The sequence below is a fragment of the Jeotgalibacillus sp. ET6 genome (genome assembly GCF_029667115.1).
GTDB lineage: Bacteria > Bacillota > Bacilli > Bacillales > Jeotgalibacillaceae > Jeotgalibacillus.
This window is the reverse complement of the sequence record NZ_JARUIU010000342.1, coordinates 1-232: the sequence shown is the minus strand read 5'-3', so window position 1 is coordinate 232 and position 232 is coordinate 1. Positions and strand designations below refer to the sequence as shown.

General features: G+C 44.4%; 1 protein-coding gene. It reads left to right on the top strand.

All coding sequences use genetic code 11. The features are described 5' to 3' along the window. Positions 1-232: beta-propeller domain-containing protein (locus P6709_RS20390; RefSeq protein WP_278242692.1), on the top strand; the 232-nt coding region annotated here is incomplete at both ends.

The following is a 232-nucleotide window of genomic DNA, read 5'->3' as shown; positions in this document are numbered from 1 at the left end:
TCAGCTGTTTATGTCATATATCTGCTTTTATTTAGCCTCGTCGATTGGCACCTATACGATTATGGCGATCGATATCTTGCCTGCAGGCCAGGGTGCCTCTGAAACGACTATTTATAAGTTTGACATTGAAGGCAGCTCGGTCACCTTTTCCTCGAAATTAACGGTAAAAGGGGGCGTATTGCATCAATTATCAATGGATGAGCATGACGGCCATTTCCGCATTGCTACGACA